Annotated in this window: 24 protein-coding genes; 6 read left to right on the plus strand and 18 right to left on the minus strand. The window is 72.5% G+C overall.

Annotated features, from left to right (window positions below):
- Window positions 1-70: 70 nt before the first annotated feature.
- From FGW37_RS06460 to FGW37_RS06470, 3 genes are read right to left on the minus strand one after another with little or no spacing between them, the layout of a single operon-like run.
- Window positions 71-862, minus strand: coding sequence for a 3-oxoacyl-ACP reductase (locus FGW37_RS06460; RefSeq protein WP_179080176.1), 792 nt, complete (start codon window positions 860-862; stop codon window positions 71-73).
- A gap of 3 nt (window positions 863-865) precedes the next feature.
- Window positions 866-2,227, minus strand: coding sequence for an aldehyde dehydrogenase family protein (locus FGW37_RS06465; protein WP_246430294.1), 1,362 nt, complete (start codon window positions 2,225-2,227; stop codon window positions 866-868).
- Between the two features lie 44 nt (window positions 2,228-2,271).
- Entirely contained in the window at window positions 2,272-3,639 is a 1,368-nt protein-coding gene (locus tag FGW37_RS06470) for a glutamine synthetase family protein (protein WP_179080177.1), read from the minus strand.
- A gap of 71 nt (window positions 3,640-3,710) precedes the next feature.
- Here FGW37_RS06470 and FGW37_RS06475 point away from each other — a divergent pair, with 71 nt between their 5' ends.
- The 3 genes from FGW37_RS06475 to FGW37_RS06485 all read left to right on the plus strand — a co-directional run bounded on the left by FGW37_RS06475 (window position 3,711) and on the right by FGW37_RS06485 (window position 6,831).
- Complete coding sequence (locus tag FGW37_RS06475; protein WP_179080178.1) at window positions 3,711-4,433, plus strand: FadR/GntR family transcriptional regulator; 723 nt, start codon at window positions 3,711-3,713, stop codon at window positions 4,431-4,433.
- A 151-nt stretch (window positions 4,434-4,584) separates the two neighbouring features.
- Window positions 4,585-6,042 carry an ethanolamine permease gene (gene eat, locus FGW37_RS06480; RefSeq protein WP_179080179.1) on the plus strand — a complete coding sequence of 486 codons (1,458 nt, stop codon included), beginning with the start codon at window positions 4,585-4,587 and terminating at the stop codon, window positions 6,040-6,042.
- Window positions 6,043-6,123: 81 nt separating this feature from the next.
- Window positions 6,124-6,831, plus strand: coding sequence for a gamma-glutamyl-gamma-aminobutyrate hydrolase family protein (locus tag FGW37_RS06485; RefSeq protein WP_179080180.1), 708 nt, complete (start codon window positions 6,124-6,126; stop codon window positions 6,829-6,831).
- A 615-nt stretch (window positions 6,832-7,446) separates the two neighbouring features.
- On the opposite strand, the gene FGW37_RS06490 is transcribed toward FGW37_RS06485, so the two are convergent.
- Complete coding sequence (locus FGW37_RS06490) at window positions 7,447-8,379, minus strand: LysR family transcriptional regulator (protein ID WP_179080181.1); 933 nt, start codon at window positions 8,377-8,379, stop codon at window positions 7,447-7,449.
- A gap of 70 nt (window positions 8,380-8,449) precedes the next feature.
- Between FGW37_RS06490 and FGW37_RS06495 the strand changes: the two genes are divergently transcribed.
- Window positions 8,450-9,586, plus strand: coding sequence for a TDT family transporter (locus FGW37_RS06495; RefSeq protein ID WP_179080182.1), 1,137 nt, complete (start codon window positions 8,450-8,452; stop codon window positions 9,584-9,586).
- On the opposite strand, the gene FGW37_RS06500 is transcribed toward FGW37_RS06495, so the two are convergent.
- Genes FGW37_RS06500 through FGW37_RS06510 form a run of 3 tightly spaced genes read right to left on the minus strand, consistent with a single transcriptional unit; the run spans window position 9,513 to window position 13,186 of the window.
- The gene (locus tag FGW37_RS06500; RefSeq protein ID WP_179080183.1) at window positions 9,513-10,265 is read right to left on the minus strand and encodes a helical backbone metal receptor; all 753 of its coding nucleotides are present in this window, start codon (window positions 10,263-10,265) and stop codon (window positions 9,513-9,515) included. The two genes, FGW37_RS06495 and FGW37_RS06500, sit on opposite strands and share 74 nt — an antisense overlap.
- Before the next feature lie 22 nt (window positions 10,266-10,287).
- Window positions 10,288-12,099: an ABC transporter permease/substrate binding protein gene (locus tag FGW37_RS06505; protein WP_179080184.1), complete on the minus strand. Its 1,812-nt coding sequence runs from the start codon at window positions 12,097-12,099 to the stop codon at window positions 10,288-10,290.
- Entirely contained in the window at window positions 12,092-13,186 is a 1,095-nt protein-coding gene (locus FGW37_RS06510; protein WP_179080185.1) for a quaternary amine ABC transporter ATP-binding protein, read from the minus strand. The genes FGW37_RS06505 and FGW37_RS06510 overlap by 8 nt, the downstream gene beginning before the upstream one ends.
- A gap of 246 nt (window positions 13,187-13,432) precedes the next feature.
- Here FGW37_RS06510 and FGW37_RS06515 point away from each other — a divergent pair, with 246 nt between their 5' ends.
- Together FGW37_RS06515 and FGW37_RS06520 are read left to right on the plus strand one after the other, a co-directional pair.
- Window positions 13,433-14,338, plus strand: a complete 906-nt coding sequence (locus FGW37_RS06515; RefSeq protein WP_179084543.1) for a 5'-3' exonuclease — start codon at window positions 13,433-13,435, stop codon at window positions 14,336-14,338.
- A gap of 55 nt (window positions 14,339-14,393) precedes the next feature.
- The gene (locus FGW37_RS06520) at window positions 14,394-15,242 is read left to right on the plus strand and encodes a siderophore-interacting protein (protein WP_179080186.1); all 849 of its coding nucleotides are present in this window, start codon (window positions 14,394-14,396) and stop codon (window positions 15,240-15,242) included.
- 209 nt (window positions 15,243-15,451) lie between these two features.
- On the opposite strand, the gene FGW37_RS06525 is transcribed toward FGW37_RS06520, so the two are convergent.
- From FGW37_RS06525 to pafA, 11 genes are all read right to left on the minus strand, one after another.
- Window positions 15,452-18,280 carry a DEAD/DEAH box helicase gene (locus FGW37_RS06525; RefSeq protein WP_179080187.1) on the minus strand — a complete coding sequence of 943 codons (2,829 nt, stop codon included), beginning with the start codon at window positions 18,278-18,280 and terminating at the stop codon, window positions 15,452-15,454.
- Between the two features lie 46 nt (window positions 18,281-18,326).
- Window positions 18,327-19,232, minus strand: a complete 906-nt coding sequence (locus FGW37_RS06530; RefSeq protein ID WP_179080188.1) for a diacylglycerol kinase — start codon at window positions 19,230-19,232, stop codon at window positions 18,327-18,329.
- A gap of 107 nt (window positions 19,233-19,339) precedes the next feature.
- Window positions 19,340-20,230, minus strand: a complete 891-nt coding sequence (gene tatC, locus FGW37_RS06535) for a twin-arginine translocase subunit TatC (protein ID WP_179084544.1) — start codon at window positions 20,228-20,230, stop codon at window positions 19,340-19,342.
- A gap of 138 nt (window positions 20,231-20,368) precedes the next feature.
- Window positions 20,369-20,650: a Sec-independent protein translocase subunit TatA gene (gene tatA / locus FGW37_RS06540; protein WP_168096926.1), complete on the minus strand. Its 282-nt coding sequence runs from the start codon at window positions 20,648-20,650 to the stop codon at window positions 20,369-20,371.
- Between the two features lie 229 nt (window positions 20,651-20,879).
- Window positions 20,880-21,095: a hypothetical protein gene (locus tag FGW37_RS06545; RefSeq protein WP_179080189.1), complete on the minus strand. Its 216-nt coding sequence runs from the start codon at window positions 21,093-21,095 to the stop codon at window positions 20,880-20,882.
- A 104-nt stretch (window positions 21,096-21,199) separates the two neighbouring features.
- Window positions 21,200-21,439 carry a hypothetical protein gene (locus FGW37_RS06550; protein WP_058047005.1) on the minus strand — a complete coding sequence of 80 codons (240 nt, stop codon included), beginning with the start codon at window positions 21,437-21,439 and terminating at the stop codon, window positions 21,200-21,202.
- An 11-nt stretch (window positions 21,440-21,450) separates the two neighbouring features.
- Window positions 21,451-22,413, minus strand: a complete 963-nt coding sequence (locus FGW37_RS06555) for a helix-turn-helix transcriptional regulator (RefSeq protein WP_179080190.1) — start codon at window positions 22,411-22,413, stop codon at window positions 21,451-21,453.
- Between the two features lie 60 nt (window positions 22,414-22,473).
- Window positions 22,474-23,484 carry a helix-turn-helix transcriptional regulator gene (locus FGW37_RS06560; RefSeq protein WP_179080191.1) on the minus strand — a complete coding sequence of 337 codons (1,011 nt, stop codon included), beginning with the start codon at window positions 23,482-23,484 and terminating at the stop codon, window positions 22,474-22,476.
- A gap of 122 nt (window positions 23,485-23,606) precedes the next feature.
- Complete coding sequence (locus tag FGW37_RS06565) at window positions 23,607-23,987, minus strand: FKBP-type peptidyl-prolyl cis-trans isomerase (RefSeq protein ID WP_179080192.1); 381 nt, start codon at window positions 23,985-23,987, stop codon at window positions 23,607-23,609.
- A gap of 64 nt (window positions 23,988-24,051) precedes the next feature.
- Window positions 24,052-25,020 (minus strand): FKBP-type peptidyl-prolyl cis-trans isomerase, encoded by a 969-nt coding sequence (locus tag FGW37_RS06570; protein WP_246430295.1) that lies wholly within the window; start codon window positions 25,018-25,020, stop codon window positions 24,052-24,054.
- A gap of 135 nt (window positions 25,021-25,155) precedes the next feature.
- On the minus strand, window positions 25,156-26,517 hold the full coding sequence (gene pafA / locus FGW37_RS06575; protein WP_058045169.1) for a Pup--protein ligase: 1,362 nt from the start codon (window positions 26,515-26,517) through the stop codon (window positions 25,156-25,158).
- Window positions 26,518-26,522: the final 5 nt, after the last annotated feature.

Genomic DNA, 26,522 nt, shown 5'->3' on the forward strand with positions numbered 1-26,522 from the left:
AGGGGATCCACGGCGGGACCGGCTCCCGGGTCTGTGCCCGCAAGCCGGTCCCACCGCTTGATCATGGACCCTACAGCGGGGTCACGTACGCGCCCGCGATGCCACCGTCGACGAGGAATTCGGCGGCGTTGACGAAGGACGAGTCGTCGCTGGCGAGGAAGGCGACGGCGGCCGCGATCTCCTCGGGCTCGGCGAAGCGGCCGACGGGCACGTGCACGAGGCGGCGCGCGGCCCGCTCGGGGTCCTTGGCGAAGAGCTCCTTGAGCAGCGGGGTGTTCACCGGCCCCGGGCACAGGGCGTTGACCCGGATGCCCTCGCGGGCGAACTGCACGCCGAGCTCGCGGGACATCGCCAGCACGCCGCCCTTGGAGGCGGTGTAGCTGATCTGCGACGTGGCGGCGCCCATGACGGCGACGAAGGAGGCGGTGTTGATGATCGAGCCCTTGCCCTGGCGCTGCATGTAGGGCAGGGCGGCCTTGCAGCACAGGTAGACGGAGGTGAGGTTGACCTCCTGGACGCGCTTCCAGGCGTCGAGCCCGGTGGTGAGGATGGAGTCGTCGTCGGGCGGGGAGATGCCGGCGTTGTTGAAGGCGACGTCGACCGAGCCGTAGGTGTCGTAGGCGGTCTTGAAGAGCGCCTCGACCTCCTCGGGGCTGGTGACGTCGACCTTGACGAAGAGCCCGCCGGTCTCGGCGGCCGCGGCCTTGCCTGCGCTCTCGTCGATGTCCGCGCAGACGACGCGGGCGCCCTCGGAGGCGAGGCGGCGGGCCGTGGCCAGGCCGATGCCGCTGCCGGCTCCGGTCACGACGGCGGTGCGGCCGACGAGTCGGCGGCAGACGGGGGCCTGGTCGGTGTCGGTCACTGGTTACTCCTCGGTGCTGATGAAGACGTTCTTGGTCTCGGTGAAGGCGGCCAGCGCCTCGGGGCCCAGTTCGCGGCCGAGGCCGGACTGCCCGAAGCCGCCGAACGGCGTCCAGTAGCGGACGCTGCTGTGGGAGTTGACGGAGAGGTTCCCGGCGGTGACGGCGCGCGAGACGCGCAGGGCGCGGGAGACGTCGCGGGTCCAGAGCGACCCGGAGAGCCCGTAGTCGGTGGCATTGGCGATCCGCACCGCCTCCGCCTCGTCCTCGAAGGGGATGACGACGGCGACCGGGCCGAAGATCTCCTCAACGGCGGTGCGGTCCTCCGGCCCGCCCTCCAGGACCGTGGCGGGGTACCAGAAGCCCTTGCCCGCCGGAGCCTCGCCCCGGATGGCGGCGGGGGCGGACTCGGGGACGTAGGACCGTACGCGCTCGCGGTGCGCGGCCGAGATCAGCGGCCCCATCTGCGTGGCGGGATCCGCCGGGTCGCCCACGACGAACGACGTGACCGCCGGCTCCAGCAGCTCCATGAAGCGGTCGTACACGGAGCGCTGGACGAGGATGCGGCTGCGGGCGCAGCAGTCCTGCCCGGTGTTGTCGAGGAAGGAGCCGGGGGCGGCCGCGGCGGCCCGCTCGACGTCGGCGTCGGCGAAGACGATGTTGGGGCTCTTGCCGCCGAGTTCGAGCGTCACGCGCTTCACGCCCGCCGCGCACTTGGCCATGATCTGCTTGCCGACGGCGGTGGAGCCGGTGAAGACGACCTTGGCGACGCCGGGGTGTTCCACGAGGGCGTCACCGGCGACGGGCCCGGCGCCGGGGAGGACCTGGAAGAGGCCCTCGGGCAGCCCCGCCTCCAGCCCGAGCTCCGCCAGCCGCAGAGCGGTCAGCGGGGTGGTCTCGGCCGGCTTGAGGAGCACGGCGTTGCCCGCGGCCAGGGCCGGGGCGAGGCCCCAGGCGGCGATGGGCATCGGGAAGTTCCACGGGGCGATGACGGCGACGACGCCGAGGGGCTCGTGGAAGGTGACGTTCAGGCCGCCTGCGACGGGGATCTGCGCGCCGGTCAGCCGCTCCACTCCCCCGGCCGCGTACTCCAGCAGGTCGCGGGCGTTGCCCGCTTCCCAGCGGGCGTTGCCGACCGGGTGTCCGGCCTCGCGGACCTCCAGCTGGGCGAGCTCCTCCAGGTGCGCGTCGACGACGGCGGCGAAGCGGCGCAGCTGCCGGGCGCGGTCGCCGGGGGCGAGCGCGGACCAGCTGCGCTGGGCTTCGGCGGCGCGCGCCACGGCCGCGTGGACGTCCTGCCGCGTCGCGGCCGGGATGGTGGCGATGAGTTCCTCGGTCGCCGGGTTGAGTACGTGAAGCTCGTGCAAGTCCTCTCCTGTGGTTCTCGCCGCTCGCGGCTGGGGGTGGCGTGTCACATCCGCTCGAAGGAGCGGAACCGCTCCCAGTCCGTGACGGCCGTGTCGTACGCCTCCTGCTCGACGCGCGCCATGTGCAGGTAGTGCTCGACGACTTCGTCGCCGAAGGCCTCCCGGGCTATGGGGCTCCGCTCCCACAGCGCCGCGGCCTCGCGCAGGGTGGCGGGGACGTGCTGGGCGTCGCCGGCGTAGGCGTTGCCGGTGCAGACCTCGGGCAGCTCCAGCTCGTGCTCGACGCCGTGGAGCCCGGCGGCCACCATGCCCGCGACGGCGAGGTAGGGGTTCACGTCCCCGCCGGGCAGCCGGTTCTCGAAGCGGTGGGAGTGGCCGTGGCCGATGACGCGCAGGGCGCAGGTGCGGTTGTCGGGGCCCCAGGCGACGGCGGTGGGTGCGAAGGAGCCGGGCCGGAACCGCTTGTAGGAGTTGATGTTCGGCGCGTAGAGGAGGGTGAAGTCGCGCAGCGCGGCCAGCTGTCCGGCCAGGAAGTGCCGCATCGTCTTCGACATGCCGTACGGGCCCTCGTCGTCGGCGAGGACGGGCCGCCCGGCCTCGTCGCGCAGCGACAGGTGGATGTGACAGGAGTTGCCTTCACGGGCGTCGTACTTGGCCATGAAGGTGAGTGCCATGCCCTCCTGGGCGGCGATCTCCTTGGCTCCGGTCTTGTAGACGGCGTGCTGGTCGCAGGTGGTGAGGGCGTCGTCGTAGCGGAAGGCGATCTCGTGCTGGCCGAGGTTGCACTCGCCCTTGGCGGACTCCACGGTCATCCCGGCGGCGCCCATCTCGTTGCGGATGCGGCGCAGGAGGGGTTCGACGCGGCCGGTGCCGAGGACGGAGTAGTCGCAGTTGTACTGGTTGGCCGGGGTCATGTCGCGGTAGCCGCGGCCCCAGGCCTCTTCGTAGGTGTCCTTGAAGACGATGAACTCCAGCTCGGTGCCGGCGTACGCGCTCCAGCCGCGCTCGGCCAGCCGGTCGAGCTGGCGGCGCAGGATCTGCCGGGGCGAGGCGAGGACGGGCGAGCCGTCGTGCCAGGCGAGGTCGGCGGTGAGGAGGGCGGTGCCCGGGTTCCAGGGGGTGCGGCGCAGGGTGGAGAGGTCGCCGCGCATGGCGAAGTCCCCGTAGCCGCGCTCCCACGACGACATGGCGTAGCCGTCGACGGTGTTCAGGTCGACGTCCACGGCGAGGAGGTAGTTGCAGCCTTCGGTGCCGTGGTCGAGGACGTCGTCGAGGAAGAACCGGGCGGCGAACCGCTTCCCCTGGAGTCGTCCCTGCATGTCGGTGAAGGCGAGGACGACGGTGTCGATCTCCCCGGTGTCGACCAGCCTGCGCAGCTCCTCGACGGCGAGCGGGGGCGTGCGGTCTGCCACAGTGATGCCTCCTGTCGGTGCGACCGGAGGTCTTAAGGTAGGGCTGTAGACCATTAAAGGGAAGGGGTCAGATGAACGATCATGCGACGGACCGCCTGGCGCCGGTGCTGCGGCCGGTCCGCGCGGGCAACGGATTCGAGGAAGCGCTGGAGCAGATACTCCAGATCGTGCGGCTGGGTCTGGTGGCCGAGGGGGAACGGCTGCCCGCCGAGCGCGAGTTGGCCGACCGCCTGCGGGTCAGCCGGGTGACGCTGCGCGAGGTGCTCAAGGTGCTGCAGGACCAGGGCCTGGTCGAGAGCCGGCGCGGCCGCTACGGCGGCACGTTCGTGCTGGCCCGGCCCGCGACCGCGGGCGAGGAGGAGCTGCGGCGCCGGGTCGCCGACGTGGACGTGGAGGACACGCTGCGCTTCCGCGAGGTGCTGGAGGTGGGCGCGGCCGGGCTGTGCGCAGCCCACGGGCTCCCCGAGGGCGGGGCCGGGCGGCTGCGCGCGGCGCTGGCCGCCACGCACGACGCGCCGCTGGCCGAATACCGGCGCATGGACACCCTGTTCCACCTGACGCTGGCCGAGCTGTCGGGCTCCCCGTCGCTGGCCGCGCACTACGCGGCGGTACGGGCGACGGTCAACGACCTGCTGGACTGCATTCCGCTGCTGGTGCGGAACCTGGAGCACTCCCAGCTGCAGCACACCGCACTCGTGGAGGCGGTCCTGGACGGCGACGCGGAAGCGGCGCGCGAGGTGATGCGCGAGCACTGCTGCGGGACGGCGGCCCTGCTGCGGGGCTTCCTGGCGTAGGTCGCACAAGCCGCGTCAGCTCGCACAAGCCGCGTTAACCCACGAGAGCCCCTCTCGTAACCAGTCTTTTACGCAAGGGGGTTGCCGGATCAGCCACCGCGAGGCAAAGGTATGGCGCAAAACCTTTACCTCCCGAGGCAGGAGCGGCAGCATGCCCGAACGCACGGAGACACCCACGGCACCGCCACACGCCTCGGACCGGCCGGCGGACTACCTGGAGAAGCGCACCCTGCGCCGCGGCAGCGCCGGCCCCCTGCTGCTCACCGGCCTCGGCGTCGCCTACGTCGTCTCCGGCGACTTCTCCGGCTGGAACTTCGGCCTCGCGCACGGCGGCTTCGGCGGACTCGCCGTCGCCGCCGCCCTGATGGGCCTGATGTACACCTGCATGGTCTTCGCCCTCGCGGAGATGGCCGCCGTCCTGCCGACGGCGGGCGGGGGCTACGGCTTCGCGCGGCGCGCGCTCGGCCCGTGGGGCGGCTTCCTCACCGGCACCGCCATCCTCATCGAATACGTCCTCGCGCCCGCGGCGATCTCCCTCTTCATCGGCGACTACGTGGAGTCGCTCGGCCTGTTCGGGCTCACCTCGTCCTGGCCGGTGTACCTGGCCTGCTTCGTCGTCTTCATCGGCATCCACCTGTGGGGCGTGGGCGAGGCCCTGCGGTTCAGCTTCGTCGTCACCGGCATCGCCGTCGCCGCGCTGCTCGTCTTCGCGGCGGGTGCGTTCACCGACTTCGACGCGGGGCGGCTGCACGACATCCCCGTCGACACGGGCGCGCTCGGCGCGTCCTCCTGGCTGCCGTTCGGGCTCCTCGGGATCTGGGCGTCCTTCCCGTTCGGCATGTGGTTCTTCCTCGGCGTCGAGGGCGTGCCGCTCGCGGCCGAGGAGACCAAGGACCCCGTGCGCTCACTGCCCCGGGCCATGGCCACGTCCATGGGCATCCTGCTGGCCCTCGCGCTCCTGACCTTCCTCGCCGCGACCGGCGCGGGCGGGGCGGACGCCCTCAAGGACGCCGGGAACCCGCTGGTGGCCGCCGTACAGCCGGACGGGCGGCCCACCGTGCTCGGCCGCATCGTCAACTACGCGGGGCTCGCCGGCCTGGTGGCCTCCTTCTTCTCCCTCATCTACGCCGGGTCGCGGCAGCTCTTCGCCCTCTCCCGGGCCGGTTACCTCCCCCGCTTCCTCTCCCTCACCAGCCGCCGCAAGGCCCCCTGGCTGGGGCTGGTGGTGCCCGGCGCGCTCGGGTTCGCGCTCGCGGCGGCGACCGGTGACGGGGCGCGGATGCTCAACGTCGCCGTGTTCGGCGCCACCGTCTCCTACGCACTGATGTCCCTCTCCCACATCGTGCTGCGGCGCCGCGAGCCGGGGCTGGAGCGGCCCTACCGGACGCCCGGGGGCGTCGCCACCTCGGCGCTCGCCTTCGTCCTCGCCTGCGCGGCGCTGGTGGCGACCTTCCTGGTGGACGTCACCGCCGCGCTCGTCGCCCTCGGCGTCTACGCCGTGGCCGCCGTGTACTTCGCCTGCTGGAGCCGGCACCGGCTCGTCGCCGGGGCGCCCGAGGAGGAGTTCGCGGCGCTCGCGGCGGCCGAAGCGGAACTGAACCGCGACTGACCATGTGATCGTCGTAGCGTACCGACCGTGTGATCAACGCCGTAGCGTACGGAACGACCACGTACGGAAAGGACCCGCTCCATGCTCCGCCAGCCACTGATCGGTGTCACCACCTACCTCACCCGGGCCCGCTGGGGCGCCGCGTGGGACCTGCCGGCCGCGCTCCTGCCCGCCTCGTACGCCCAGCACGTCCAGCGGGCCGGCGGCCTCGCCGTACAGCTGCCGCCGGACGAGCCGGCCGCCGCCGGCGACATGGTGCGGCGGCTCGACGGCCTCGTCCTCGCGGGTGGCGAGGACCTCGACCCCGGCCTCTACGGCGAACAGCCGCACCCGCGCGCGGGCGTGCCGGTCCCCGAACGCGACGCGTGGGAGCTGGCGTTGCTGGGCGCCGCCCTTGAGCAGGGCGTTCCGGTGCTCGGGATCTGCCGCGGCATGCAGCTGATGAACGTGCACGCCGGCGGCTCGCTGTGCCAGCACCTGCCGGACGAGGTGGGGCACGAGGAGCACAACCCCGTCGTGGGCGCCTTCACCGAGCACCTGATCAAGCCGGAACCGGACAGCCGCCTGGGCCGCCTCCTCCCCGAACCCTGCGACGTCGCCACGCACCACCACCAGTCCGTCGCCCGCCTGGGCGACGGCCTCGTCGCGACGGCGCACGCGGAGGACGGCACGATCGAGGCACTGGAACGCCCGGGCGACCTCTTCGCCGTGGGCGTCCAGTGGCACCCGGAAGCGCGGGACGACTTGCGTCTGGTGCGAGCCTTGGTGGAGGCGGCGTCGGCCGGCTGAACGCCCGCCGGCGGGCCCGCGGCACCTTCCGCCGCAACGGCCGGCGGTGCCGTACGCCCAGACCGGCTCGGCACCGCCGGAAAGGCCGTACGTGGTGATTCGCCGTCGCGGCGGAAGGACCTCGACCCGGCAAGCACTCCCACGGCCGCCCCCGCTCTCCTCCCGCCGCAACGGCGCCCGGCCCCCACGGCGGAACCCGGCGGTGCCGCACGCGCCTCAGGCCGGCTCGGCACCGCCGAGTGCCTCGCACGTGGTGATTCGCCGTCGCGGCGGAAGGACCTCGACCCGGCAAGCACTCCCACGGCCGCCCCCGCTCTCCTCCCGCCGCAACGGCGCCCGGCCCCCACGGCGGAACCCGGCGGTGCCGCACGCGCCTCAGGCCGGCTCGGCACCGCCGAGTGCCTCGCACGTGGTGATTCGCCGTCGCGGCGGAAGGGCCTCGACCCGGCAAGCACTCCCGCGGCCGCCCCCGCTCTCCTCCCGCCGCAACGGCGCCCGGCCCCCACGGCGGAACCCGGCGGTGCCGCACGCGCCTCAGGCCGGCTCGGCACCGCCGAGTGCCTCGCACGTGGTGATTCGCCGTCGCGGCGGAAGGGTACGCCCGGTGCGGGACCGCTAGGGCGTCCGGGTCAGGCCCAGCAGTTCACGGGCCGGGCCCGTGGGGCGGTGGCCCGTGGGCCAGACGGCCCGGAGTGCGCGGTGCAGGTCGAGATCCGCGACGGGGATCTCGACCAGGCGGCGGGCCGCGAGTTCCTCGCCGATGGCGAGCTCGCTCAGGACGCAGGGGCCCGCCCCGCTCACCGCCGCCGCCTTCGCCGCCGTCGTGGAGGCGAGTTCGAGCAGCGGCTCGGCGAGCCCCCCGTACGCGGCGAGGGCCGCGTCCAGCACCTGCCGCGTGCCCGAGCCCCGTTCGCGGAGGATCAGCGGGGTGGCCGCCAGCTCGGCCGCGCCGATCGGGGCCCGCCGCCGGGCCCAGGGGTGGGCCGGTGCCGTGACGACCACGAGCCGGTCGCCGCCGACGACCGCGCCGTCGAGCCCGGCCGGGGCGGCGAGGCCCTCGACGAAGCCCAGGTCCGCCTCTCCGGCCCGCAGCCGCTCCGCGACGGCCGCCGAGTTCCCGGCGAGGAGTGTGACCGCCGTGCCGGGCCGCCGCGTGCGCAGGGCGACCAGCCAGCCCGGCAGCAGGTACTCGGCGATGGTCATGCTCGCGGCCACCCGCAGCCGCGAGTCCCGCTGCCCGCGCAGCGCCTGCGCCCCGGCGTCGAAGGCCTCGGCCGCCTCCACGATGCGCCGCGCCCAGTCGGTGACGAGCACCCCGGCGTCCGTCAGCCGCGACCCGCGCGGCGACCGCTCGACGAGGCCGACGCCGAGCATCCGCTCCATGCTGCGGATCCGCCCGCTCGCGGCGGGCTGGGTGATGCCCATCTCGCGCGCGGCCCGCCCCAGGCTGCCCAGCCGCGCGACGGCGAGCAGCAGCTCCAGCGCCGCGAGGTCGGGCACGCGGTGCGCGAGCGGGCCCCGCCGGCCGCCACCGCCCTCATTGCTCATAACTTCAGCTTATGCCCTCATAGAGACAAGGCCCCTGGTGGCGGAGGGACGCTCGGCCGACGCTGGACGCATGAGCACCTCCGGCACCACCACCCGCACCACCTCTCCCCTGCGCCACCTGGGCCCGAACTGGTACGCGGCCGTCATGGGCACCGCGATCGTCGCGAGCGCGGGCGCGGCACTGCCCGTACATCCGCCGGGCCTGCGCGGGGCGTGCGAAGCGGTGTGGGCGCTGGCGGCGCTGGCGCTGGCCGTGCTGCTGGTGGCGCGGGCCGTGCACTGGGCCCGCCACGCCGACCAGGCGCGGCGCCACCTCGGCGACCCGGCCGTGGCACCGTTCTACGGCTGCGCGGCGATGGCGCTGCTGGCGGTCGGCGGGGCCACCCTGTCCGTGGGCTCGGGGGTCGTGGGCCAGGGCGCGGCGGTCGCCGCGGACGCGGTGCTGTGGGTGGCGGGCACCGTGACCGGGCTGGCCGCGGCGGCGGGCATCCCGTACCTGATGGTGACCCGGCACCGCATCGAGCCGGGCCAGGCCTCCCCCGTGTGGCTGCTGCCCGTGGTCGCCCCGATGGTGTCCGCCGCGCTGGGCCCCGCCCTGGTTCCGCACCTGCCGGCCGGCCAGTGGCGGGCGGCCATGGTGCTGGGCTGCTACGCCCTCTTCGGGATGAGTCTCCTGGCGACCCTGCTGATCCTGCCCGCGGTCTTCGCGCGGCTGATCCACCACGGCCCGCTGCCGCTCGCGCTGACCCCGGCCCTCTTCCTCGTCCTGGGCCCGCTGGGCCAGTCGACCACCGCGGTCGGCAACCTCGCCGACGCCGCGCAGGGCGCGCTCCCCGCCCCGTACGCGCACGCGGCGGTGCCGTTCGCCGTGCTGTACGGGGCCCCGGTGATGGGTTTCGCGCTGCTGTGGCTGGCCCTGGCCGCGGCCATGGTGCTGCGGGCTTTCCGGCAGGGCATGGGCTTCGCGATGACCTGGTGGGCGTTCACCTTCCCCATAGGCACCTGTGTCACGGGGGCCGCGGTCCTCTCCCGCCACACGGGCCTGCACGCCCTGACCTGGCTGTCGGTGGGCCTGTACGCGCTGCTGGTCACCGCCTGGGCGGTGGCGGCCGCCCGCACCGTGCACGGCCTGGTCAGCGGCCGGCTGCTCGCAGCGCCGCGCCCAGTGCCTCAGCCGCTTCCGTCAGTGAGGGTCCGTACCACGTGAGGTGACGCCCGCTGACGAGCGCGCACGGCAGCCCGGGGAAGGACTCCGGGCCGTCGTCGCGTGTGAAGCGGTAGGGCTCGTCGGGCAGGACGGCCAGCTCGGCGCCGCACGCGTTCAGCTCGTCGAGGGGGATGCGCGGATAGCGCTCGGGGTGGCCCGCGTGGACGTTGGCGACGCCGAGCCGGGCGAGGACGTCGCCGGCGAAGGTGTCCCGGCCGAGGACCATCCACGGCCGCCGCCACACCGGCACCACGGCCCGGAGCGCCGGCCCGGAGGCGCGCACGTCCCGCCACGCGTCCTCCGCGTCGGCCAGCCACGCGGGCCTGGCCAGCCCGCAGCCGCGCACCAGGACCCGCTCCAGCTCGGCGAACGCCTGGGGCAGCGTGCGCACTTCGGTGACGAGCACCTCCAGCCCGGCGGCGCGCAGCGCGCCGAGGTCGGGTGCGCGGTTCTCCTCCTCGTTGGCGAGGACGAGGTCGGGCGCGAGGGCGGCGATGCGCGCGGTGTCGGGGTTCTTCGTGCCGCCGATCCGTACGACGTCCAGGCCCGCCGGGTGGTCGCACCAGTCGGTAGCGGCGGCGAGCAGCCCGGGCTCGGTCGCGGCGACGGCTTCCGTCAGCGACGGCACGAGGGAGACGACACGGCGTACGGCGGGGCGGCTGCTCCTGGGCGGGACCACCGCCCCACCGTACGCCTGTTCGTCAGTGGCGGACAGGCGCCAGCTTGTCGGCGAGGCCCGGGTGGGCGTCCAGCCAGCGACGGGCGGACTCCTTCTCCTTGCCCTTCCCGCCGTTCTGGATCTCGACCTCCAGGGAGGCGAGGTCCTTCTCGGACAGCTTGAAGTCCTTCAGCCAGGCCGTGACCTCGGGGAAGTCCTTGCCGAAGTCCTTCTTGCCGACGGCGTGGATCTCCTCGCCCTTGCCCCAGGCCCCCTTGGGGTCCTTGAGCTTCTTCAGCTGGTGCTTGCCGTAGGCCCAGTGCGGCGACCACAGGGTGGTGACGATGGGCTCCTTCTTCTTGATGGCCCGGTCGAGGTCGGCGAGCATCGAGGCGGTGGACGAGGAGACGACCTTGTACTCGCCGTCCAGTCCGTACTCCTTGAGCACCTTGTCGTTGAGCGTGCCCATCATGCCCGCGCTGGACTCGATGCCGACGATCTTCCCGCCGAACTGGGCGCTCTTGCCCTTGAGGTCCTCCAGCGAGTCCACGCCCTTGACGTAGTCGGGCACGGACAGCTCCAGCGAGGTGGGCCCGTACCAGGCGCCCAGGTCGGTGAGCTTGTCGCCGTAGCGGTCCATGTACTGCTTGTGGGTCGTGGGCAGCCAGGCGTCGAACTGCAGGTCCATCTGGCCCTGCGCCAGGGCGGTGTACAGCGGCCCGGGGTCGAGCTGCTTGACGTCCGGCTTGTAACCGCGGTCCTCGAGGATGTTCTGCCACAGGTAGGTGGTGGCGATGGCCTCGTCCCAGGGGAAGTAGCCGAGCTTGATGCCCCGGCCCTGGCCCACGTTCGCGCCCGCGGCAGTGTCGACGGGCCGCCCGTCGTCGCCGCTGCGGGCGAGGTTCATCCCGCCGGCGACCAGCGCGAGGACGACGACGCCGACGGTGGCGACGGCCGTGCCGGGCCGGTAGCGCAGAACGGCGAGCCCGCGGGCGGCGGAGGCGGCCTTGGCGGCGGCGCGCCGGCCGAGCGGGGAGACCCGCTGGTTGAGGGCGCCGGTCATGCGGTCCAGGTAGATGGCGAGGACGACGACGGCCAGGCCGCTCTCGACGCCGCCGCCGATGTCGACCTTGGTGACGGCCGCGTACACGGCCTCGCCGAGGCCGCCCGCGCCCGCCATGCCGGCGATGACGACCATGGACAGGGCCAGCATGATGACCTGGTTGACGCCCGCCATGATCGTGGGCAGGGCGAGCGGCAGCTGCACCCGGGTCAGGGTGTCGCGCGGCGTGGTGCCGAAGGCCGTCGCGGCCTCGACGAGCTCGCCGTCGACCTGCCGGATGCCCAGCTCGGTCATGCGGACGCCGGGCGGCATCGAGAAGACGACGGTCGCGATCAGACCGGGGATCGGGCCGATCGAGAAGAACATGACGCCGGGGATCAGGTAGACGAAGGCGGGCATCGTCTGCATGACGTCCAGCGCGGGCCGCAGGACCCCGCTGACCTTGCTGCTGCGCGCCGCCCAGATGCCGAGCGGCACGGCGACCAGCAGCGTGATCAGGCTCGCGACGAGGACGAGCGACAGCGTCGCCATCGCCGCCTCCCACAGGCCGAAGGAGTCGACCAGGGCGAAGCCGGCGAAGGTGAGCACGGCGGGCAGCAGCCCGCGCAGCCACCAGGCGACGACGGCCAGGATGCCGGCCATCAGCAGCGGCTCGGGGGCGCCGAGGACGGCGTTCACCCCGTCGTACATGCCGGTCAGAACCGTGTTGATGACGTCGAAGAGCCAGCTCAGGTGGGTCTGCAGCCAGCTGACGGCGTCCTCGGCCCAGCTTCCGAAGTGGATCCTAGGCACGGGCGCTCACCTCCGCCTCGTCGGCGCGGGCGGGCGTGGCGGCCTCCGCGGGCCGCGGTGCGGGCACCCTCGGCTCCTCGCCGAGCGCGGCGAACAGCAGGTCACGGGTGACGATGCCGGCCGGCTCGCCCCGCTCGTCGGTGACGGTGACGGGGGCGGCGCTGCGGGCGAAGAAGGCGAACAGGTCGGCGACGGGCGTCGCCGCGGGGACGGTGGCCGTCCCCGCGGCGCCGGAGGCCAGGCCCGCCCGGTCCATGATCGAACCGGCGGTCAGCACCCGGCTGCGGTCGACGTCCTGGATGAAGGAGGCCACGTAGTCGTTGGCCGGGCGCACGAGGATGTCCTCCGCGGTGCCGTTCTGCACGATCCGGCCGTCGCGCATGACGGCGATCCGGTCGCCGAGGCGCATGGCCTCGTTGAGGTCGTGGGTGATGAAGACGATGGTCTTCTTCAGCCGCGTCTGCAGGTCCAGCAGCTGGTCCTGCATGTCGCGGCGGATCAGCGGGTCGAGCGCGCTGAAGGACTCGTCCATCAGCAGCAGGTCCGCGTCGGTGGCCAGCGCGCGGGCGAGCCCGACGCGCTGCTGCATACCGCCCGAGAGCTCGTCCGGCCAGGAGGCCTCCCAGCCGCCCAGGCCGGCGAGCTCCAGCGCCTCGGCGGCGCGCTCCTCGCGCTCCGCGCGGGCCACGCCCTGCACCTCCAGGCCGTAGGCCGCGTTCTCCAGCACGCTGCGGTGCGGGAAGAGCGCGAAGTGCTGGAAGACCATGCTGATCTTCCGGGAGCGCACCGTGCGCAGGTCGCGCGGGGACAGGGCGGTCAGGTCCTCCCCGTCGAAGAGGACACGGCCGGCGGTCGGCTCCAGCAGTCCGTTGAGCATCCGCAGCAAAGTGGACTTACCGGATCCGGACAGACCCATCACCACGAAGATCTGGCCCGCCTCCACCTCGAACGAGGCGTCGATGACCGCTGCGGTGGTGCCGTCGGCACGCAGCTCGTCGCGGTCGGCGCCGCCTTCGAGCCGTTGGACGGCGGCTTCGGGTCGTCTGCCGAACACCTTGTACAGATGCTCGGCCTGGAGCCTGGACACATACACCTCTCGGGTCGAACTCAGGACGGCCCTGCCTCCCCCTGTGGCAGGGCCGTGGAGCGGTGCGGCATCGGTCCGCGTGCCCGCTTCCGGCACACGTGCCGAGGACGGGGTCCGCTCCGATGCCGCGCCTGCCCCCGATCAATCCGGGCAAACGGAACAGTGACCCGGTTCACATCGGTGGGGTGGGGTTGCGGGAGGCGTGTCAGTGGTCTGCGGCATGATCGACCCGTGACGCGACGCCTGATGCTCCTCGACACCGCCTCCCTGTACTTCCGCGCCTACTTCGGCGTGCCCGACTCCGTCCGCGCCCCCGACGGCACCCCGGTGAACGCGGTGCGCGGCCTGCTCGACTTCATCGCCCGCCTGGTCCAGGACCACCACCCCGACGACCTGGTGGCCTGCATGGACTTCGACTGGCGGCCCCACTGGCGGGTCGAGCTGATCCCCACCTACAAGACGCACCGGGTGGCCGGGGAGACGGAGACCGGCCCCGACGAGGAGGAGGTGCCCGACACCCTCTCGCCGCAGGTCCCGGTGATCGAGGCGGTGCTCGACGCGATCGGCATCGCCCGGGTCGGCGCCACGGGGTACGAGGCCGACGACGTGATCGGCACGCTCGCGGGCCGCGCCGGGGGCCCGGTCGACATCGTCACCGGCGACCGCGACCTCTACCAGCTGGTGGACGACCGGCGCGGGGTGCGGGTGCTGTACCCGCTCAAGGGCGTGGGCACGCTGCAGGCGGTCGACGAGGCGCTGCTGCGGGAGAAGTACGGGGTGGACGGTCCGGGGTACGCGGACCTGGCGCTGCTCCGCGGCGACCCCAGCGACGGGCTGCCGGGCGTGCCGGGCATCGGCGAGAAGACGGCCGCGAAGCTGCTGGCCGCCTTCGGCGACCTGGCCGGGATCCTGGCGGCCGTGGACGATCCGGCGGCGAAGCTCACCCCGGCCCAGCGCACGCGCCTGACGGAGGCCAAGCCGTATCTGGCGGTGGCCCCGAAGGTCGTACGGGTGGCGTCGGACGTCCCGCTGGCGCCCTTCGATCCGGCGCTGCCGGCCGAGCCGCGGGATCCGCAGACGCTCGACGCTCTGGCCGAGCGGTGGGGGCTCGGCGGCTCGCTGCAGCGGTTGCTGGGCGTCCTCGCCGGCTGAGCTGTTAGGTTAGGTGAACCTAACTTTTCAGGATCAGGGGATCAGGGGAGACACCATGGCAGAGCGTCCCGTCCGGCAGAGGCCGAAGCTCAACCGGGCCCGTGTAGTGCGCACCGAGCGGCTCACGCCGCACATGGTGCGCGTGGTGCTCGGCGGCGAGGGCCTCGCGGACTTCGGCGCGGGCGAGCACACCGACCACTACGTGAAGCTGCTCTTCCCCGTGCCCGGCGTCACCTACCCCGAGTCCTTCGACATGGAGATCATCCGGCGCGACCTGCCCCACGAGCAGTGGCCGAAGACCCGCACCTACACGGTGCGCTCCTTCGACCGCGAGGCGCGCGAGCTGGCCATCGACTTCGTCGTCCACGGCGACGAGGGCCTGGCCGGCCCGTGGGCGGCCTCCGTCCGCCCGGGCGCCGAGGTGCTCTTCCGCGGCCCCGGCGGTGCCTACTCCCCCGACCCGGCCGCCGACTGGCACCTCCTGGCGGGCGACGAGAGCGCGCTGCCGGCGATCGCCGCGTCCCTGGAGCGGATCCCGGCGGGCGCGCGCGTGCACGCCTTCGTCGAGATCGCGGGCCCGGAGGAGGAGCAGAAGCTGGAGCTGGCCGAGGGCGTCGAGGTCACCTGGCTGCACCGCGGCGAGGCACCCGTCGGCGAGCTCCTCGTCGAGGCCGTGCGCGCGCTCGACTTCCCCGCCGGCGACGTCCAGGCCTTCGTCCACGGCGAGGCCGGCTTCGTGAAGGAGCTCCGCCGCTATCTGCGCGTGGAGCGGGAGGTACCGCGCGGCCGCCTGTCGGTGTCGGGCTACTGGCGCCGCGGCCACGACGAGGACGGCTGGCAGGCGTCCAAGCCCGAGTGGAACCAGCAGGTCGAGGCCGAGCAGGAGGGCGCGGCCGCCGCCTGAGCGGGGCGGTTCCGGCACCGCCGGACTCCGCCGTCCCGGCTGAGCACCGCTGCGGCGGAAGGACATTCCCCTGGCCCACCCCTTCCCTGAACCCCTGCGGGGGGTTGGGGGCTTGCCCCCAGGAAACGGGAAGGGGCGGGGCCGGGGCACTCTCCCCCGCCGCGGCGGCGCGCAACCCTCCACGGCGTGCCCGGCGGTGCCGGACAGGCTCAGCCCACTGACGAGTACGCCACCACCCCGCGCAGAAGGCCGTCGACCGCCCTGCGCGCATTGCGCGCAACCGTGCTGCCCTCCTGCGGCGCCGCCGCCGCGATCTGGCCCAGTACGTCGATCAGCTGCTTGCACCACCGCACGAAGTCGCCGGCCGGCATCTCGATCTCCCGCAGGACCTCGTCCAGGCCGTGCCCGGACGCCCAGCGGTACGCGGCCCAGGCGAAGCCGAGGTCCGGCTCGCGCTGGCCGACCCCCTCCGCCTGGTTGATCTTGTGCTGTTCCTCCAGGGCGTCGAGCCGGCCCCAGATGCGGACCATCTCGCCGAGGGCTTCCTTCGCCGGGCCCGTGGGCAGCTTCGGGGGCGCCGCGTCGTCGGCCATGCGCGCCTCGAAGACGAGCGCCGAGGCGCACGCCGCCAGCTCGGCCGGCTTCAGCCCCTCCCACACGCCGTCGCGCAAGCACTCGGAGGCCAGCAGGTCCAGCTCACCGTAGAGCCGGGCGAGCCGCTTGCCGTGCTCGGTGACCTCGTTCCCGTGCAGGTAGTCCAGGTCGGTCAGGAGGGCGCAGATCCGGTCGAAGGTGCGGGCGATGGTGTTCGTACGCCCCTCGATGCGCCGCTCCAGCTGCCGGGTGTCCCGCAGCAGCCGGTGGTAGCGCTCCGCCCAGCGGGCGTGGTCCTCGCGCTCGGAGCAGCCGTGGCAGGGGTGCGCGCGCAGGGCGGCGCGCAGCCGGGTGATCTCGGCGTCGTCGGCGCCGGCCGCCCGGGGCCTGCGGTGCCGGTCGGGCACGATGTGGCCCGCCTTGGTGCGCAGCGCGGAGGCGAGGTCGCGGCGGGACTGCGGGGAGCGCGGGTTGAAGGACTTGGGGATCCGCATCCGCTCCAGCGGCTCGACCGGCACGGGGAAGTCCATCGGGGCGAGGCGCTTGACCTGCCGCTCGGCGGTGAGCACCAGCGGGCGCGGGCCGTCGTGGGCGTCGAAGCCGCGGTGGCGGTCGGCGCGGGCGGGCGGCAGGCCGGGGTCGAGGACGAGGGCCAGGCCCGCGTACTTGCCCGTCGGGACGTGGATGACGTCGCCGGGCTTGAGCCGCTCCAGGGCCGTCGCCGCGGCGGCGCGGCGCTGCACCGCGCCCTGCTTGGCCAGCTCGGTCTCACGGTCCTTCAGCTCGCGGCGCATCCGGGCGTACTCCTCGAAGTCGCCCAGGTGGCAGGTGACGGCTTCGCGGTAACCTGCCAGGCCCTCCTCGTTCTTCTGCACCTGCCGGGAGATGCCGACGACCGACTTGTCGGCCTGGAACTGCGCGAACGACGTCTCCAGCAGCTCGCGCGAGCGGTGCCGCCCGAACTGCGAGACGAGGTTGACCGCCATGTTGTACGACGGCTTGAAGCTGGAACGCAGGGGGTAGGTGCGGGTGCCCGCGAGGCCGGCGAGCGCGGCCGGGTCCATGGCGCGCTGCCACAGCACGACGGCGTGCCCCTCGATGTCGATGCCGCGCCGCCCGGCCCGGCCCGTCAGCTGGGTGTACTCACCGGGGGTGATGTCCGCGTGGGTCTCGCCGTTCCACTTGACGAGCTTCTCCAGCACCACCGTGCGGGCCGGCATGTTGATGCCGAGGGCCAGCGTCTCGGTGGCGAAGACGGCCTTGACGAGGCCCTTGACGAAGAGCTCCTCCACGACCTCCTTGAAGGTCGGCAGCATGCCCGCGTGGTGGGCGGCGATGCCGCGCTCCAGGCCCTCGAGCCACTCGAAGTAGCCGAGGACGTGCAGATCCTCGTCGGGGATGGCGGCCGTGCGCTCCTCGACGGTCGCGCGGACCCGGGCGCGGGCCTCGTCGTCGTTGAGCCGCAGGCCGGCGTAGAGGCACTGCTGCACGGCGGCCTCGCAGCCGGCGCGGCTGAAGATGAAGGTGATCGCGGGCAGCAGGCCCTCGGCGTCGAGGCGCTCGATGACCTCCGGGCGGCCGGGCGTCCAGATGCGGCTGCGCTGGCGGCGCTCGCGCTCGCGGTCGGCCTCGCGCACCATCTTGCCGCGGCGGCGCTCGCGCGGGTTGTAGGTGCGGCTGTTCTCCATGCGGGCCATGCGCAGCAGGTCGGGGTTGACCTCGCGCCGTGCGGCGCCGCGGCCGCCGTGGTCCGTCTCCTCCTCGAAGAGGTCGTAGATCCGCCGGCCGGCCAGCACGTGCTGCCACAGCGGGACGGGCCGCTCCTCGGAGACGATCACCTCGGTGTCGCCGCGCACGGTGTCCAGCCAGTCGCCGAACTCCTCGGCGTTGGAGACGGTGGCCGACAGGGAGACGAGGGTCACCGACTCCGGGAGGTGGATGATGACCTCCTCCCAGACGGCGCCGCGGAAGCGGTCGGAGAGGTAGTGCACCTCGTCCATGACCACGTAGCCCAGGCCGATGAGGGCCTGGGAGCCCGCGTAGAGCATGTTGCGCAGGACCTCGGTGGTCATCACGAGCACCGGGGCGTCGGCGTTGACGCTGTTGTCGCCGGTCAGCAGGCCGACCTTGGCGGCGCCGTAGCGCCTGACGAGATCGCTGTACTTCTGGTTGGAGAGCGCCTTGATGGGCGTCGTGTAGAAGCACTTGCGGCCCTGCGTGAGGGCCAGGTGGACGGCGAACTCGCCCACGATGGTCTTGCCCGAACCGGTCGGCGCGGCGACCAGCACACCCTTCCCGCCCTCCAGGGCCTTGCAGGCGTCTATCTGGAAGGGGTCCAGTTCGAATTCGTACATCTCGCGGAACGGTGCGAGCGCGGTGGCCTGCTCGGCAGCGCGCACCCGTGACAGGGCGTAGCGCTCAGCAGGGGACATGTCGTCGGTCATCTTGTCTACGAGCCTACCGGTGACCCCCGACAGCGCACCCGATCTTTTATGCAGCCTTTTCCGCAGCTCCGAGCAGGCGCACGGCCGCCGGTACGGTCTCGGCGGTCAGCGGCAGCGGGCCGAGCGGCTCGCCGTCCGCCCAGCCGGTGATCCCGGCTGCGGACAGTGACACCTTGGCGACGCGGTGCACGGTCACCGCCGGGTGGCCGAGGTGGGTGCCGCGGTAGACCCGGGGGAAGACCTTCAGCAGGGTGGAGCGGCTGCACGGGCCGACGACGGTGATGTCGAACAGCCCGTCGTCCATGCGGGCGTCCGCGCAGATGCGCATGCCCCCGCCGTACGAGGAGCTGTTGCCGACCGCGACGAGGGTGGCCTCGACCTCCTGCTCCGGGCCGTCGTCCAGCCGGATCCGGTACGGGACGGGGCGCAGCGCGGCCAGCTCGGCGATCAGGGCCACGTCGTAACGCAGCCGGCCGGCGGGGAAGCGCAGCCGGTTGCCGCGGTCGTTGACGCGCGAGTCGAAGCCGGAGGCGAGCACCGTCGCGAAGTACGTCCCGCCGGTCCGGCCGAGGTCCACCGGGCGGCCGCCGTCGCCTTTGAGCGACCGGGCGATGAGCCGGCCGGCCGCTGCGGGGTCGCGGACGGGCAGCCCGGCGGCGCGGGCGAAGTCGTTGCCGGTGCCGGCGGCCACCACGCCGAGCGGGACGGGGGTGCCGGCGACGGCCTGGAGGGCCAGCGAGACCATGCCGTCGCCGCCGACGGCGATCAGCGCGCCGGTGCCGCCCGCCACGGCCTCGCGGGCCCGGCGCAGGGCGTCGGCGGCGTTCTCGCCGAGAACGGTGCGCACGGAGAACCCGGCGGCCCGCAGCGCCCGGGCGGCCGGCTGGGCGGCGGCCGCCCCGCGCCCGCGGCCGGCCGCCGGGTTGACGAAGAGCGTGATGTCGCTGGTCACCCGCCGGACCCTATCGGGTCGGGATGCGGCGCGGGGCGGCCGCTGCGTCAGCGGCCGCCCCGCGGCGGTGTCCGTGCGGCGCGCTCGTCCGAGCGTGCCCGCCCGGGTCAGGTCACGTCGTCGTAGCTGCCCCGGGCCGCGTGGCTGCGGCCGTCACCGGAGCGCTCGTTCAGGGCCGGCATCGGCTCGGAGTCACCGACGGACTGCGGCGTCAGATCCAGGGGGGCGGCCTCGTCGTCGGACAGCAGCCGGTCGGGGTTGCGGCGCGCACGGCGCTTGTCGTTGAGCATCGAGAAGCCCACCGCGCCGAAGTACAGGATGATGATCGGCACGGCCAGGATGCACATGCCGAACGGGTCGGTGCTCGGGGTCGCGATCGCGCCGAAGACGAAGACGCCCATGACGACACCGCGCCACCACTTGATCATGGTCTTGCCGGTGACCATCCCGGCGATGTTCATCATGACCAGGAGCAGCGGCAGCTCGAAGGCGAGGCCGAAGACGAGGATCATCCGGACGGTGAAGTCGAGGATGTCGTCGAGGTTGAGGGTGTTGGCCGCGGAATCGGGTGTGATCTTCAGCAGCACCCGCATGCTCATCGGCATGATCTCGTAGGCCAGGTAGGCACCGGCGACGAAGAGCGGGGCGGCCGTCGCCACGAAGGCGATCGTGTACTTCTTCTCGTTCTTGTGCAGGCCCGGGGCGAGGAACGCCCACAGCTGGTAGAGCCAGATCGGCGAGGAGACGGTGACGCCCGCGAGCAGGCACACCTTCACGATCGTCGTGAACGGCGAGGACAGGCTGTTGAACACCACGACCGCGCAGTTGCCGCCGTGGCTCTGCGCCAGGTCACGGCCCGGGCACTTGGGAACGGGACTTGAGAGGAAGTCCGTGAGCTGCTTCTGGTAGAACGCCGCGACGACGGCCACCACGACGATCGCGATGACCGCCTTGGCCAGCCTGTTGCGCAGCTCACGCAGGTGCTCCGCGAGTGGCATCCGCCCCTCGGGGTCCTTCTCCTTCTTGCGGGCAGACTTGGGCAACCCACGTCCCTATCTCGTGCGGCAGACGGACGCCCCGCGGGCGGCCGCCTCGATCGTCCCTGAAAAAGTGCTGTGCAGCGCCGTCGGCGCTGCTCAGTGCTGCGTGGAGCGGTCGCTCGGCTCGGTGACCGGACGCGCGCCGGCCACATCGCCGGGAGCCGCCTTGATCGTACGCGGGGCCTGGCCGGCGGGCGGGTCGGCCGGAGCGGAGGCGTTGTCCTGGCCCTCCGACTTCATGGCCTTCGCCTCGCTCTTGAGGATGCGGGCGGACTTGCCGAGGGAACGCGCCATGTCCGGGAGCTTCTTCGCACCGAACAGCAGGACGATGACGACGAGAATAAGGATGATCTCGGGGGCGCCGAGCCTACCGAACATTTGCGTTTACCTTCTCACCGAGGCGGCATGGGGGTGGGGTACTGCCGACTGATCGGACATTTGTCCATCAGCCGTACGGCAGCGATCGTAACGCGCAGGGGTAAACGCTGGGCAATCCCCTTGCGTACTCCCGGATGCGGCCCCCCGCCTCGTCGCCGGGGCCGCTGAAACAGCGTACCGCCCGGTCAGCGGCCCCAGGAGAGAGCGGGAGCGACGTTGTCAGAACCGCTCATTCCTGGCGCAAAGTGTGCGCGGCCTGCGCGCTCGCCGCGGCGAGCGGCGTCGCGGCCCGCTCCAGGTCCTCCGCGGCCCGGCTGATCCGCTGCGAGCTCTGCGACACCTGGCGCGCCAGCCGCCGCACTTCGACCAGCACCCGGGCGGCCAGTACCCCGAGGACGGCGATCCCCAGGAAGGCGAGGGCGACGGCGAGCATGGGCCAGAACATGAGGTGAACCTATCGGGATGTCGGAATGGCTCAAAACAACTGTTTATCGGAGTGTTTCGTACGGACTGTGTTCGTACGCACCGGGCCCGGCAGTGGGCCGGGGCTCACACCGTCGAATGCAGCCGCAGCGTCCGCACCCCGCCGCCGGTCAGCAGCTCGACGATCCGCTCCCCCGCCGGCTTGCGCACCGCGGAACCGCAGTCCGGGCAGGTGAAGGAGTAGAAGGTGGTCCGCCGGCTGCCGCCGATCGCCAGCCGCAGCGCACTCGCGGCCAGCTCGAAGCGACCACGGCAGTCGGGGCAGGCCGCCTTGAACAGCGCGGCCCCCGGCACTCTCCCGTCCATCGCGTCCACCCTCACTCCCCGTACGCCGCAAGGGCCTCGCGGGCCGCGTCCCGCGCGCTGACTGCCAGCCCGGCCGGCGAGACGATCCGCCCGTCGCCGCCGAGCCGCAGCGCGAGCCGGCGCAGCGAGGCCGGGTCCGGGGTGCGCAGGGTGATCCGCAGGCCTCCGTCGGGCTGCTCCTCGGCGCTGTCGTGCGGGTAGTACTCGGCGACCCAGCGGCCGCCGGGGCCCACCTCGATCACGACCTCCGGGTCCTCCGCGGCCGGCTGCACCAGCCCCTCGGACAGGTCCCGCAGCTCGACCGGCGGCGGATCCGACGGCTCATCGAGCAGCCGGATTTCGGCCACCCGGTCCAGGCGGAAGGTGCGCCGGGCCTCCGACAGCCGGCACCACGCCTCCATATAGGTGTGGCCCACGACGAACAGCCGGACGGGGTCGACCTCGCGCTCGGTGAGCTCGTCGCGCGCGGGCGAGTAGTACTTGATCCACACGCGGCGGCGCTCGGCGATCGCCCGGTCGACGTCGGCGAAGACACCGCCCTCGGACTCGAAGGTCACCGACAGCCGGGAGCTCGCGCCCGCCGCCTCGCCCGCCGCGGTCTCGATCTTCGCGGTGGCCCGCACCAGCGCCTGCCGGTCGCTCTCCCGCAGACCGGGCAGCGTGGCCACCGCGCGGGCGGCCACCAGCAGGGCCGTGGCCTCGTCCGCGGCCAGCCGCAGGGGCTCGCCCGTGCTGTTGCCCGAGGCGTCCGGGTTGTGCCACCAGATGCGGTCGCCGTCGGTGTCGATGTCCAGCAGGTCACCGCCGCGGAAGCTGGTGCCGCACATCGGCAGGACGTCGAGGTCGCCGATCAGCTCGTCCTCGGTGATCCCGAAGGCGCGCGCCACATCGGTGACCCGGGCGCCGGGGCGCTCCCGCAGATAGGTGACCAGCGACAGCATCCGCCGCGTCTGATCAATGGCGTTTCCGGCCATCAGAAGTCGGTCCGTTCCTCTCAGCCCTCGTCGCGGGCCCTTCGGCCCGTATCCGCTGTCTCAGCCTTTGGCCACGGCGCGCAGCCGGTCGAGCACCTCGGCCCGCAGCTCCGCCGGTTCCAGCACCACCACGTCCGGGCCGAACTCCACCAGCCACGCATCCAGCCCGTGCCCGTAGGGGATCTTCAGCTCGTCCCAGCCGTCGCCCAGCTCGCGCGTGGCCAGGGCCCGGGCCCGCAGCGGATATCCGTGGTCCGCCCGCACCTTGATCAGGGCCGTGCTCGTCGCCGTCTCGCCGGCCCAGCGCTCGACGGTCTCGCGGACCGTCACGTGGTCGGGCACCGCAGCCGTGAAGGGGATGCCCCGCGACCGCACCTTGCCGGTGATCCGGGACAGCCGGAAGACGCGCTCCGCCTTGCGGTCGCGGTCCCAGCCCGCCAGGTACCAGTGGCCGCGCCAGCACTCCAGCGTCCACGGCTCGACGTGCCGCTGCTCGGGGCGGGCCGAATTCGCCTTGCGGTAGTCGAAGACGACCGGGCGCCGGTCGCGCGCGGCCAGCATCAGCGGCTCGAAGGCCGCCTCGTGGACCGGGATCCGCGTCTCCAGGGCGCTGTTGCCGTAGACCTCTTCCGCGAGCGGCATCCCGGCGGCCCGCAGCTTCTGCAGCGCCCCGCTGGCCGCGGCGGCCAGGCGGGCCTGCTGCCACACGCTGGCGGCCAGGCCGAGGGCGGCCGCCTCCTCGACGTCCAGCGTGATGGGGGGCAGGCGGTTGCTGTCGCGGCGGGCCAGATAGCCGGTCTCGCCGTCGACGCTCTCCACCGTCTCGATGATCAGGCCGAGCTCGCGCAGGTCGTCCTTGTCACGCTCGAACATGCGGTTGAAGGCGTCATCGCTGCCCGCGGCGTTGTCCGGGGCCCCGGAGGCCGTGCCGGAAGCCGCACCGTTTCCCGGCCCGAAGGCTTCGAGGTAGGCCTCGATGGAGCCCCTGAGCTCCCGCTTGCTCAGCGGACGGCGCGTCCCCAGCAGGCACAGCGCCAGGTTCATCAGCCGCTCGGCCTTGGCAATCGCCATCGACGCCCTCTCTACTTGTGCTCTCAACCGCTGACCGTACCGCTCCGGCCTGCAAGCGCAAAAGCCGAGGCCCCACGCCCGCAGGCATGGGGCCTCGGCCCGCGAAGAACGCGAAGAAGGGGTCAGCCCTTGACGGCGACCAGGTCGCAGACGAAGATCAGCGACTCGCCCGGGGCGATGCGGCCGCCACCGGCACCGCGCTCGCCGTACGCCAGGTGCGGCGGGATGACCAGCTTGCGACGGCCACCCACCTTCATGCCCTGAATGCCCTGGTCCCAGCCCGCGATGACCTGGCCGGCGCCCAGCTGGAACTCCAGCGGCGTGCCACGGTTCCAGCTGGCGTCGAACTCCTCGCCGGTGGAGAAAGCCACGCCCACGTAGTGGACCTTGGCCAGCTGGCCGGCCTTGGCGACCTCGCCGTCGCCCTCCCAGATCTCGGTGATCTCCAGGTCAGTGGGCTCCGGGCCCTCGGGGAAATCAATCTCGGGCTTGTCGATGCTCACGAAAGTGCTCCTACGAACGAATCTTGTAGACAACCGTGCAAGTCTGGCAGATCCCGGTCAAAGATCAGACCTTGCCCACGATATCGACGACGAACACCAGCGTGTTCTTGTCCAGGCCGCTGCCGGCCTGTCCCTCGTAGCCCAGCTTCGGCGGGATCACCAGCTCGACCCGGTCCCCGACGCGCTTGCCGACCAGGCCCTTGTCCCAGCCCTGGACGACCGAGCCGGTGCCGATCTGGAAGCTCGTCGCCCCCGAGTGGTCCCAGGAGGAGTCGAACTTCTTGCCGTCCTCCCACTTCACCCCGGTGTACTGGGCGATCAGCCCCTCACCCGCCTTGATCTCCGGGCCGGTGCCCTTGATCAGCACCTGCTCCTTGAGGTCCGAGGGCGCCTTGGTGTCCTTGGGGATGGTGATCTCCGCGGCCTTCTGCGGGAGCACCTTCACCTCGGGCATGCCCTCGTCCGGCTTGGCCTGGTCGCCCTTGACCTCGCTCTTCGGGTCGACCTTCTGAGCGCCCACCACGTCGACGACCCAGACCAGGCCGTCCTCCGGCTCCAGGCCCAGCTGCGGGTTGACCTGCTCGCCGATGGTCTCCTTCACCGTGCCCAGGACCTCGACCCGGCTGCCGGCCCGCTGGCCGATCACGGCGTCGGCCACCTTCGCGGGCACCTGCTGGCCCGGCTGGCCCGCGGCGAAGACGTCCTGGCGGCGCTCGTCCTTGCCGCCCGGCGTCTGCCCCTGGCTCGACCAGGAGCCGCCCAGCGGCTTGTCGTCCTTCATACTCTGCACGGCGAAGTCGAGGCGGACGAAGCTGCCCTTCTCGACCTTGTCGCCCTTGCCCTCCGAGAGCGTCTTGACGGTGAGCTCGTCGCCCGGCTTCGACCCCTTCTCCACGGAGATCTCGGGCTTCTGGCCGAAGTCCCCCTTCACCGAGACCTTCGCCTCGGACGAGCCTTTGTCATCACCGCACGCGGCGGCGGAGAACAGCAGGACAGGCACGGCCAGCGCCGCGGCCAGGCGACGCGTGTTCATCGTGAGGTTCATCAGTCCAACTCGGGCTAGGGGGTGGCAGAGCAGTGCCCGCCACTTTACGGCTTGATCCTGTGTGATCAACCCTGCCCGACACGGCGGTACGCCGGGCCCCGCGGCCCGGCGTATCCCGCCCGCTCACATCCCGGCGATCAGCTTCTCCACCCGGTCGTCCACCGACCGGAAGGGGTCCTTGCACAGCACCGTCCGCTGCGCCTGGTCATTGAGCTTCAGATGCACCCAGTCGACCGTGAAGTCGCGCCGCTGCTCCTGTGCGCGGCGGATGAAGTCGCCCCGCAGCCGGGCCCGCGTCGTCTGCGGGGGCACGGACTTGCCCTCGAAGATCTTCAGGTCGTTGCACACCCGGGCCGCCTGGCCGCGCTTCTCCAGCAGGTAGTACAGCCCGCGGCGGCGGTGGATGTCGTGGTACGCGAGGTCTATCTGCGCGACCCTCGGGTGCGACATGGTGATGTTGTTCTTCGCCCGGTAGCGCTCGATGAGCTGGTACTTCATCACCCAGTCGATCTCGGTGGAGATCCGGTCCAGGTCCTCGTCCCGGACGGCCTCCAGGGTGCGGCCCCACAGCTCCAGGACCCGCTCCACCGTGCCGGTGCGGATGCCGCGGCGCTCGCAGAAGTCCACGGCCTTCTCGTAGTACTCCTGCTGGACCTCCAGGGCCGAGGCCTCGCGCCCGCTCGCGAGCCGGACCTTCCGCCGGCCCGTGATGTCGTGGCTGACCTCGCGGATGGCCCGGATCGGATTCTCCAGCGTGAGGTCGCGCATGACCGTGCCCGCCTCGATCATGCGCAACACCAGGTCCGTCGCGCCGACCTTCAGCAGCATCGTCGTCTCGGACATGTTGGAGTCGCCGACGATGACGTGCAGGCGGCGGTAGCGCTCGGCGTCGGCGTGCGGCTCGTCACGGGTGTTGATGATCGGGCGGGAGCGGGTGGTCGCCGAGCTGACGCCCTCCCAGATGTGCTCCGCGCGCTGGCTGACGCAGTAGACCGCGCCGCGGGGCGTCTGCAGGACCTTCCCCGCCCCGCACAGCAGCTGCCGCGTCACCAGGAAGGGGATGAGGATGTCCGCAAGACGCGAGAACTCCCCGTGCCGCGCGACGAGATAGTTCTCGTGGCAGCCGTAGGAGTTCCCGGCGGAGTCGGTGTTGTTCTTGAAGAGATAGACGTCGCCCGCGATCCCCTCCTCGTGCAGGCGCCGCTCGGCGTCGACGAGCAGGCCCTCGAGAATGCGCTCCCCCGCCTTGTCGTGGGTGACCAGCTCGACCACGCTGTCGCACTCCGGAGTTGCATATTCGGGGTGCGAACCCACATCCAGGTAGAGACGCGCTCCGTTGCGCAGGAAGACATTGCTGCTGCGGCCCCAGGAAACGACACGGCGGAAGAGGTAGCGCGCCACTTCGTCAGGCGACAGCCGGCGCTGTCCCCTGAAGGTGCACGTGACGCCGTACTCGTTCTCCAGCCCGAAAATGCGGCGGTCCATGCCTG

The sequence above is a fragment of the Streptomyces rectiverticillatus genome (assembly GCF_013394065.1).
In the GTDB taxonomy this organism is placed as follows: Bacteria; Actinomycetota; Actinomycetes; order Streptomycetales; family Streptomycetaceae; genus Streptomyces; species Streptomyces rectiverticillatus.

Coding starts and splice junctions, on each gene's coding strand:
- FGW37_RS06475 (WP_179080178.1), top strand. CDS start 3,711: ATGAACGATCATGCGACGGACCGCCTGGCGCCGGTGCTGCGGCCGGTC.
- eat (WP_179080179.1), top strand. CDS start 4,585: ATGCCCGAACGCACGGAGACACCCACGGCACCGCCACACGCCTCGGAC.
- FGW37_RS06485 (WP_179080180.1), top strand. CDS start 6,124: ATGCTCCGCCAGCCACTGATCGGTGTCACCACCTACCTCACCCGGGCC.
- FGW37_RS06490 (WP_179080181.1), bottom strand. CDS start 8,379: ATGAGCAATGAGGGCGGTGGCGGCCGGCGGGGCCCGCTCGCGCACCGC.
- FGW37_RS06495 (WP_179080182.1), top strand. CDS start 8,450: ATGAGCACCTCCGGCACCACCACCCGCACCACCTCTCCCCTGCGCCAC.
- FGW37_RS06515 (WP_179084543.1), top strand. CDS start 13,433: ATGCTCCTCGACACCGCCTCCCTGTACTTCCGCGCCTACTTCGGCGTG.
- FGW37_RS06520 (WP_179080186.1), top strand. CDS start 14,394: ATGGCAGAGCGTCCCGTCCGGCAGAGGCCGAAGCTCAACCGGGCCCGT.
- FGW37_RS06525 (WP_179080187.1), bottom strand. CDS start 18,280: ATGACCGACGACATGTCCCCTGCTGAGCGCTACGCCCTGTCACGGGTG.
- tatC (WP_179084544.1), bottom strand. CDS start 20,230: ATGCCACTCGCGGAGCACCTGCGTGAGCTGCGCAACAGGCTGGCCAAG.
- tatA (WP_168096926.1), bottom strand. CDS start 20,650: ATGTTCGGTAGGCTCGGCGCCCCCGAGATCATCCTTATTCTCGTCGTC.
- FGW37_RS06545 (WP_179080189.1), bottom strand. CDS start 21,095: ATGTTCTGGCCCATGCTCGCCGTCGCCCTCGCCTTCCTGGGGATCGCC.
- FGW37_RS06550 (WP_058047005.1), bottom strand. CDS start 21,439: ATGGACGGGAGAGTGCCGGGGGCCGCGCTGTTCAAGGCGGCCTGCCCC.
- FGW37_RS06555 (WP_179080190.1), bottom strand. CDS start 22,413: ATGGCCGGAAACGCCATTGATCAGACGCGGCGGATGCTGTCGCTGGTC.
- FGW37_RS06560 (WP_179080191.1), bottom strand. CDS start 23,484: ATGGCGATTGCCAAGGCCGAGCGGCTGATGAACCTGGCGCTGTGCCTG.
- FGW37_RS06570 (WP_246430295.1), bottom strand. CDS start 25,020: ATGAACACGCGTCGCCTGGCCGCGGCGCTGGCCGTGCCTGTCCTGCTG.
- pafA (WP_058045169.1), bottom strand. CDS start 26,517: ATGGACCGCCGCATTTTCGGGCTGGAGAACGAGTACGGCGTCACGTGC.